Source organism: Acidovorax sp. KPB24-03 (assembly GCF_057546605.1).
The window spans coordinates 1-1285 of record NZ_BAAJYR010000677.1 but is presented as its reverse complement, the minus strand read 5'-3'; the positions used below and the strand labels follow the sequence as shown (position 1 = coordinate 1285).

2 protein-coding genes are annotated in these 1285 nt (G+C 73.9%); both read right to left on the bottom strand.

Going from position 1 to position 1285, the window contains the following annotated elements:
• Positions 1-500: aspartate/glutamate racemase family protein (locus AC27KI_RS25125; RefSeq protein WP_487116501.1), on the bottom strand; the 500-nt coding region annotated here is incomplete at its 3' end.
• Positions 501-531: 31 nt separating this feature from the next.
• Positions 532-1209, bottom strand: coding sequence for a GntR family transcriptional regulator (locus AC27KI_RS25120; RefSeq protein ID WP_284399561.1), 678 nt, complete (start codon positions 1207-1209; stop codon positions 532-534).
• Between the last annotated feature and the right edge of the window lie 76 nt (positions 1210-1285).

The following is a 1285-nucleotide window of genomic DNA, read 5'->3' as shown; positions in this document are numbered from 1 at the left end:
GCCTGGGCGAGCAGCGCCCGCGCCGCCGCAGGGTCCGCGGCCAGTTGCGCGCCGGTGGGTGCCACCGTGTGGATGCCCGCCAGCATGGGCGCATGCCCCAGTGCCTGTGCCAGGCGCTGCAGCATCGGGCCCCAGCGCTCGCCGCCGGTGACGATGCCGAAGCGCCCTTGCCGCGCCGCCGTGATGAAAGAGGCCTCGGCCAGCCCGGTCACCGGCACCGGGCTGCTCTCGCGCAGCGCCATCAGGCCCGGATCTCCGAAACAGCCGACCAGCACCGCATCGGGCGCGCGGCCGCCGTCCGCCAGCGCAGCGGCCCAGGCGTCCAGCGCCGCATGAGAGGCCACCGCGTAGCTGGCCTCGCAGGCGATGTAGGGCGCGCCGAACCGGGCCGTGGCCGTTCGCACCTGCACGTGCGATCCGGCGGCGGCCTGCACATGGCGCTGCAGCAAGGCGCTCACGCTGGCCGAGGTGTTGGGGTTGATGACGAGCAGTTGGCGCATGCGTTGCCTTGTTGTCCGGGTGCGCGGCGCGTCAGGCCGCGCGGCCCGCACCCAGCAGTTGCACCAGATCCGGCGCCGCGTCCTGAGGGGGCGTGAATTCGAGCTGCGATTCGATGCGCGCCAGGTGGTCGAGCATGCGCCGCGCGGCCTCGCCCGCATCGCGCAGGCGGATCGCGTCGATCAGCGCGCGGTGCTCGCGGCAGCCGCAGGCCGTGGCCTCTTCGCGGGCCTGCACATGGCTGGGGCTGTAGGTCATGAGGATGAGCGATGTGCGCGACACCAGCTCGCGCAGGATGCGCCCCAGCGTCTGGTGGCCGGCCGCCTGCGCGATGTGCAGGTGAAAGTCCCCCGACAGCCGGATCGCCCGGCGCATGTCGCCCGCCTGGCGCGAGGCCTCCTCGTCGGCCACGCTCTGCACCAGCCAGGCCACGTCCTGCGCGGTGGCCGTCTCCACGAAGAGCGACACCAGGCGCGGCTCGATCAGGCGGCGCGCCTCGAACACCTCGCGCGCCTCCTGCACCGTGGGCTGGGCGATGGAGGCGCCACGGCGCGGCGTGAGGGTGACCACCTGCTCGCCCGCCAGGCGCACCAGCACCGGCCGCACGCGGGTGCGCGACACGCCGAAGGCCATGGCCAGCTTGTCTTCCACCAGCTTGGTGCCGGGCGGCAGGCGATGGTCCAGGATGGCCGAGACCATGCGCTCGTACATGTCGTTGTCGCTCAGCAGGCCGTCGTCGGCATCGGTCGCGGGCAGCGCCGCGGTGCGCGGGACGCGGCCCTGCGGC